This is a genomic window from Candidatus Planktophila sp. (assembly GCF_046070465.1).
Lineage (GTDB): Bacteria > Actinomycetota > Actinomycetes > Nanopelagicales > Nanopelagicaceae > Planktophila.
This window is the reverse complement of sequence record NZ_JBJTMK010000067.1, coordinates 1-5,533: the sequence shown is the minus strand read 5'-3', so window position 1 is coordinate 5,533 and position 5,533 is coordinate 1. Positions and strand designations below refer to the sequence as shown.

Sequence of the window (5,533 nt, the reverse complement as noted above, 5' to 3'; positions counted from 1 at the left end):
GCGCTGGACGCTGCCGTAGCTGCAATCGGCGGAAAGCCCCGTGAGGGCCAGATCGAGATGGCAGAGGCGGTGGCTAATGCACTGACCGACCGCCATCACTTAATGGTCCAAGCGGGAACTGGCACCGGTAAATCGTTGGCATATCTTGTTCCTGCCTTGGTGCACGGCCGCAAAGTTTTGGTCGCGACAGCAACGCTTGCGCTGCAACGTCAATTGGTCGAACGCGATCTTCCTGCAGTGGTTCCCGCGCTAGAGAAACAATTGGGACGCCCCATTACCTATGCGATTTATAAGGGCGTTGGCAATTACATCTGCCTTGCGAAGATGAACTCTGAAGAACCGGATCCTGATTCAGAGATGTTGATGGAGGCCTCGTTTCTAGAGAAAGATGCCAAGCGCCTCCATGCCTGGGCCCGCGGCAGAGATGTATCGGGTGATCGCGATGATGCTCCCGAAGTCGATCGTCGAGTCTGGGCCGCTAATTCGCTATCGGGTCGTGAATGTGTGGGAGCTGACTCGTGTGCCTATGGATTGCAATGTTTTGCGGCGAAGGCAAAAGCAAAGGCGCAAGATGCTGATGTTGTAGTCACCAACCACACCTTGCTCGCAATTGAAATCGTCGACAATCATCCGATTCTGCCCGAGCGCGATGCAGTCATTCTCGATGAAGCCCATGAGTTTATGGACCGTACGACTCAGGCTGTCACGGAAGAGCTGACATCGGCACGCGTACAACGCGCTGCTGCCATGGCCCGCAAATACATGTCTGGCAAGTTATCTGATGCCTTTACCAACGCGGCTGATTCTTTTCATGATGCAATGGCAGATTACGGAGAAGACGTCAAGGGCGACTTCGCTCGCCAAGGTCGGTTGGAAGAAATACCTCAGTCACTCGAACATCCTGTACGCAAAATCAAGGAGACAGCTACTGCCATTGTGCAATCCCTGGCATCAGATGAAGAGATTCTAGATCCCGATGCGCTGGCAGAGCGGGCACGCGTGAAGGGCGCAGTTCAAGAGATTGCAACAACAGCAGGTAAGTTATTGAAGATGGGCGATACCCACGTGCTCTGGTACGAACCAACATTTTCAACGCTGCACTTAGCGCCGCTCTCTGTCTCTCATGTGCTGCGCAGTAATTTGCTGACACAAAGTCCTGTAATTGCTACCTCTGCGACTCTGACAGTTGGCAACGGCTTTGACGCGATGGCAAAGAGCATCGGATTTGTTGTGGGCAATGAGGCTGATGAAGAAGTCGATGATGATGAGATTGATCCAGGCAATGTCCAATTCTTGGATGTGGGATCGCCATTTGATTTTGCCAATCAAGGAATGTTGTATTTACCTAAGCATTTACCTGAACCCACTCGAGATGGAACTTCGCCACAGGTACTAGAAGAACTCGGCGAGCTCATTGATGCTGCTGGAGGTCGTACCTTGGCGCTCTTTAGCTCATGGCGTGGAGTTGAAGTAGCTGATGCACATCTGCGCGATGTTTTGAAAGAACGTCCAATTTCTATCATCACTCAAAAACGTGGCGATGCGGTTGCGCCGCTTGTAGAACGTTTTGCTAAGGATGAGACTTCGGTTCTTCTTGGAACAATGTCACTGTGGCAAGGCGTAGATGTCCCTGGAAATTCCTGCATCTTGGTTGTCATTGATCGACTGCCATTTCCGCGTCCCGATGAACCGGTTCTGGCTGCGCGTTCGGCGCTGGCAGATAACGCCGGTGGAAGTGGATTTATGTCCGTCTCCGTACCCCGTGCCGCACTGCTTTTGGCTCAAGGTGCAGGTCGATTAATCCGCAGCATAGATGATCGCGGAGTTGTTGCCATCATGGATTCACGTATTGTGACGAAGCGATACGGAAGTGTTCTACTCAATTCAATGCCACCGCTCTGGCGCACCAATGACAAGCAAGTCGTTCGAGAATCTCTCAAACGACTTGCTCAATCAATGGGTGAATAGTTTTATTTCATTGTTACTGGGATAGTGACTTTAAGGGCATCCCACATACCTGCCTTTGCTGGTGCAGTTGCCTTGAGGACACAGCTCTTTCCACTTACTGCGCTGATGACATTGAGCTCAACCCGACAGCCCTTGGTATTTGAGGAGTAAGTGATGTCTGCACCAAAGTTTGTGGTGGCAGGTAGTGCCTTGGTGGCACCTCGTTTGATGGAGAACTTAGTGATTCCAATGCTCTGGGTACCTGGAATGAGCATCAGTGGGTAATTTGCCTTTGCGATTTCATATTTCGCATCGCCAGCTGTGGCGGCATCAATTGCACAGTAGCCACTTCCCTTGAGAGCGGTGAGAACGCCATTTACTAGCGTGCAGTCAGTCGTTGATGAGGCAAGTGTCACTGGCAATCCTGAAGCTGATGTCGCTTGCACAAGGGCCTTTGCACGGTATCCCACCTTTACAGGAACATTCTTAGTGAGCGGGGCACCATTGAGAGTAAGTGAAATTGAATCAGCTGTCAGCGCTGGTGCTGAAGAAGTAGCTGCAGCAAATGTGATCGGCAGATAAGTATCTTCCGAGGTATCTGCAGTCAGAGGATGGGCAAGCTGGAAGAAGATTCCACAACCAGTTACTGCGCAATCAACTGGACCAGTCTTTCCGGTGAACTTTGCCTTGAGGGTAAATGAGATATCACTCTTGTTGGAGACCGATCCCTGCTCGCCATTGGCGCTGACCCAGAGGAGATTTGCGCAGTTGCTCGGACGGGCGCCAGCTGTTTCTGGAGCGGCGCATTGTGAAATATAGAGCCCGCCCTTAGTTGGGAAGGCAGTGAATCCACCATGAATTACTGCACCCTCTGCTTTGAGGTTTGTCAGTGGCTGACTCGACCAGGTGAAAGTTGCAGCAGATGCAGGAGTTACTGTGGCGAAGGCACTGATAGCAATGGCCATCGGTACAACTATGGAGATTATCTTCTTCATTATTTACTCGACTCTCTTCTTATTTTATTTGAATGTAATCGGGATAAAGATGTCATGGGTGCGATCGCCTTCATGAAGGTGATCGGATCGAACGGTGATTGCACATCTGACTTTTTTGCAATCGTATTTGCCTAACATGCGAGTTACCTTGAGCTTTTCGGTAAATCGCCCGCCTGCGGTAAATGGAATCGCGAGACCGATTCCATACGGTGGTGGATTAGATGAAATCCAATAGGAAGATTCGCCGGTTCCGCTCTTATTGATACCGCCCCCGCATGGAGTTGGGGCTTCGCCCTTCTTGGGAACAAGACAATATGCGAGGTAGATGCCCACCGTCTCATCAAAACCTTTACCGGTTACGGTCACAACGGTGGTTCGGGTAAATGTTTTTTGTGGAATTGAAATGGTGGAGCCATTGGCAAGTGATGCAGTGGGTGCAGCTTGGGCAGGTGCCGGAGCAAGCAATATCCCTGTAACCAGGGCAATGATCGCGGAACGCATGAGGCTGAGGATAGAGAGCACTCACATTATTTTTATCCGACAGCGAGCACCATTCTGTCGGCTCTCGCCCCGCTCGCTATCTGCGAAAATAGACCCATGAAGAGAGGGGTAATAGTCGCCGGAGCGCTGGGACTTCTCCTCATCTCAGGGTGCGGCCAGAGCGCAGTCGATGCGCTGACCATTTCCGTCAAAGATGTCACCACTGCCCGAGTTGCCCTCAATGAAACCGCCCACAAGTCCCGAGTAGTCGCCTTGGCAAATGGCAGCGCAGAGATCATCGACGCACTCGGTTTTAAGAAGATTTTAGTGGGGCGAGATATTGCTAGTACCGAACCAGCTCTGGAGTCGGTGCCGATTGTCACCTCAGGACATCAAGTGATTGCAGAGAAGATCATCGCACTCAATCCCGACTTGGTAATTATCGATGGAGCGGTAGGTCCTACTCAGGCGATCGAGGCTCTGCGAGCAGCGAAAATTAATCTCGTTACCATCAACGAAGTGTGGGATGTCGCGGGAATCTCACAGAAAATCGCCAGCGTCGCCGCTGCTATCGGAACGCCGCAAACAGGCGCAGCGCTACAGTCAAAAATTGAAAAGGCAATTGCACCTCTGGCAACAGAGCGGAAGAGCGCTGCCAGAGTTGCCTTTCTCTACTTACGCGGAGGAAATTCAATTTATCTCTTAGGGGGTAAAGGATCTGGCGCTGATTCGATTATTTCGAGTATCGGAGCTGTTGATGTGGGATCTCAGATGAGCGCCACACCGTTTACTGCACTCACGAGCGAGAGCTTTGCTTCAGTAAATCCTCAGATTCTCCTAGTGATGAGCAAAGGGTTGGAATCCGTTGGGGAGTCAACGGCCTATTGGCTCTTCCGGGTGTTGCTCAGACGGATGCAGCGAAAAATCGAGCGGTAATTGCAGTAGATGACTCACTACTTCTCTCATTTGGACCCAGAACACCTAGTCTTCTCACTCTGCTCAATAAAGCAGTGGGCGAGGTGAAGAAATGATGGGTGTGAAATCTCGGCGCATACTTTTGCTGGCCATCATCGCTTTTATTGCACTTTTTACCCTTTTCTCACTGACGGTTGGAAGCGCGTCGCTTGAGTCTCCGTGGCGCTATGTCCTACATCCATCTCTTGAAGGAAATCAACATCAGATTATTTGGGCAATTCGATTCCCACGAATAATCTCAGCTCTCTTAGTGGGCATGGCACTCGGAGTTGCCGGTGCTCTTTCGCAATCTGCAACCAACAATCCGCTGTCGGATCCATCCATTATCGGAACTTCTGCTGGAGCTTCATTAGGAGCAGTCATCGCAGTAATCAGTGGAATCGCAACAATAGGAACCTTTCAAGTAACTATTTTTGCTGTTGCTGGAGCACTAATTGCCTCGCTGATCACATTCTCACTTGCAAAGAGTGCCATGCAATTGGTAATCGTTGGTATTGCAGCGTCAGCTCTGATCAGTTCAATTTCAGGGCTACTCATCACAATGGGCAACAGACCAGAAGCGCGTTCCATTTCATTTTGGTCACTAGGTTCGCTATCGCTGGCAAACTCACAGACGGTAGATGTCTTAGCGCCAATCGTTCTCATAGTCTCCGTTATCGGTTGGTCGATATCTCAGCGGATGGATCTCTTGGTTTTAGGCGATAGGGAAGTACGGCACCTTGGCTTGAATCCACGAATTATTCGCCTCGGTGCATTCATTGTTATTTCTATATTAATCGGAACCGCCGTGAGCGCAGTGGGGTCGATAGCTTTTCTCGCACTTGCAGCACCGCACATCACTCGTTATTTGATAGGTCCTACCAATCGCCCACTCATTATTGGTTCTGCAGTAATTGGTGCTGGCTTGTTGCTGATTGCAGACACTGCTGCTCGAACAATCGTGCCCCCGTATGAACTTCCTATCGGGCTCATTACATCTCTCATTGGAGCGCCAATGTTGATTGTGATGTTACGTAAGAACTCTGAGGTGTGGCGATGATTGATATCAAACAGATATCTATTTCTTATGGTGCACATAAGGTGCTCGAAAACTTCTCAGCACACATCGCTCGCAATACGATCACCGCAATTATCGG

General features: G+C 50.4%; 5 protein-coding genes. 3 read left to right on the top strand and 2 right to left on the bottom strand.

What is annotated here, in order from left to right:
* Window positions 1-1,968 (top strand): ATP-dependent DNA helicase (locus ACKOVI_RS03240; protein ID WP_509602596.1); only part of this gene is annotated, 1,968 nt, incomplete at its 5' end.
* A 2-nt stretch (window positions 1,969-1,970) separates the two neighbouring features.
* Here ACKOVI_RS03240 and ACKOVI_RS03235 read toward each other — a convergent pair.
* Complete coding sequence (locus ACKOVI_RS03235) at window positions 1,971-2,942, bottom strand: hypothetical protein (protein ID WP_509602595.1); 972 nt, start codon at window positions 2,940-2,942, stop codon at window positions 1,971-1,973.
* Between the two features lie 24 nt (window positions 2,943-2,966).
* Entirely contained in the window at window positions 2,967-3,443 is a 477-nt protein-coding gene (locus tag ACKOVI_RS03230) for a hypothetical protein (protein ID WP_509602594.1), read from the bottom strand.
* 96 nt (window positions 3,444-3,539) lie between these two features.
* Between ACKOVI_RS03230 and ACKOVI_RS03225 the strand changes: the two genes are divergently transcribed.
* Together ACKOVI_RS03225 and ACKOVI_RS03220 are read left to right on the top strand one after the other, a co-directional pair.
* The gene (locus tag ACKOVI_RS03225; protein ID WP_509602593.1) at window positions 3,540-4,358 is read left to right on the top strand and encodes a heme/hemin ABC transporter substrate-binding protein; all 819 of its coding nucleotides are present in this window, start codon (window positions 3,540-3,542) and stop codon (window positions 4,356-4,358) included.
* Window positions 4,359-4,458: 100 nt separating this feature from the next.
* Window positions 4,459-5,436 carry a FecCD family ABC transporter permease gene (locus ACKOVI_RS03220; RefSeq protein ID WP_509602592.1) on the top strand — a complete coding sequence of 326 codons (978 nt, stop codon included), beginning with the start codon at window positions 4,459-4,461 and terminating at the stop codon, window positions 5,434-5,436.
* The last annotated feature ends 97 nt before the right edge of the window (window positions 5,437-5,533 follow it).

Coding starts and splice junctions, on each gene's coding strand:
- ACKOVI_RS03230 (WP_509602594.1), bottom strand. CDS start 3,443: ATGCGTTCCGCGATCATTGCCCTGGTTACAGGGATATTGCTTGCTCCG.
- ACKOVI_RS03225 (WP_509602593.1), top strand. CDS start 3,540: ATGAAGAGAGGGGTAATAGTCGCCGGAGCGCTGGGACTTCTCCTCATC.
- ACKOVI_RS03235 (WP_509602595.1), bottom strand. CDS start 2,942: ATGAAGAAGATAATCTCCATAGTTGTACCGATGGCCATTGCTATCAGT.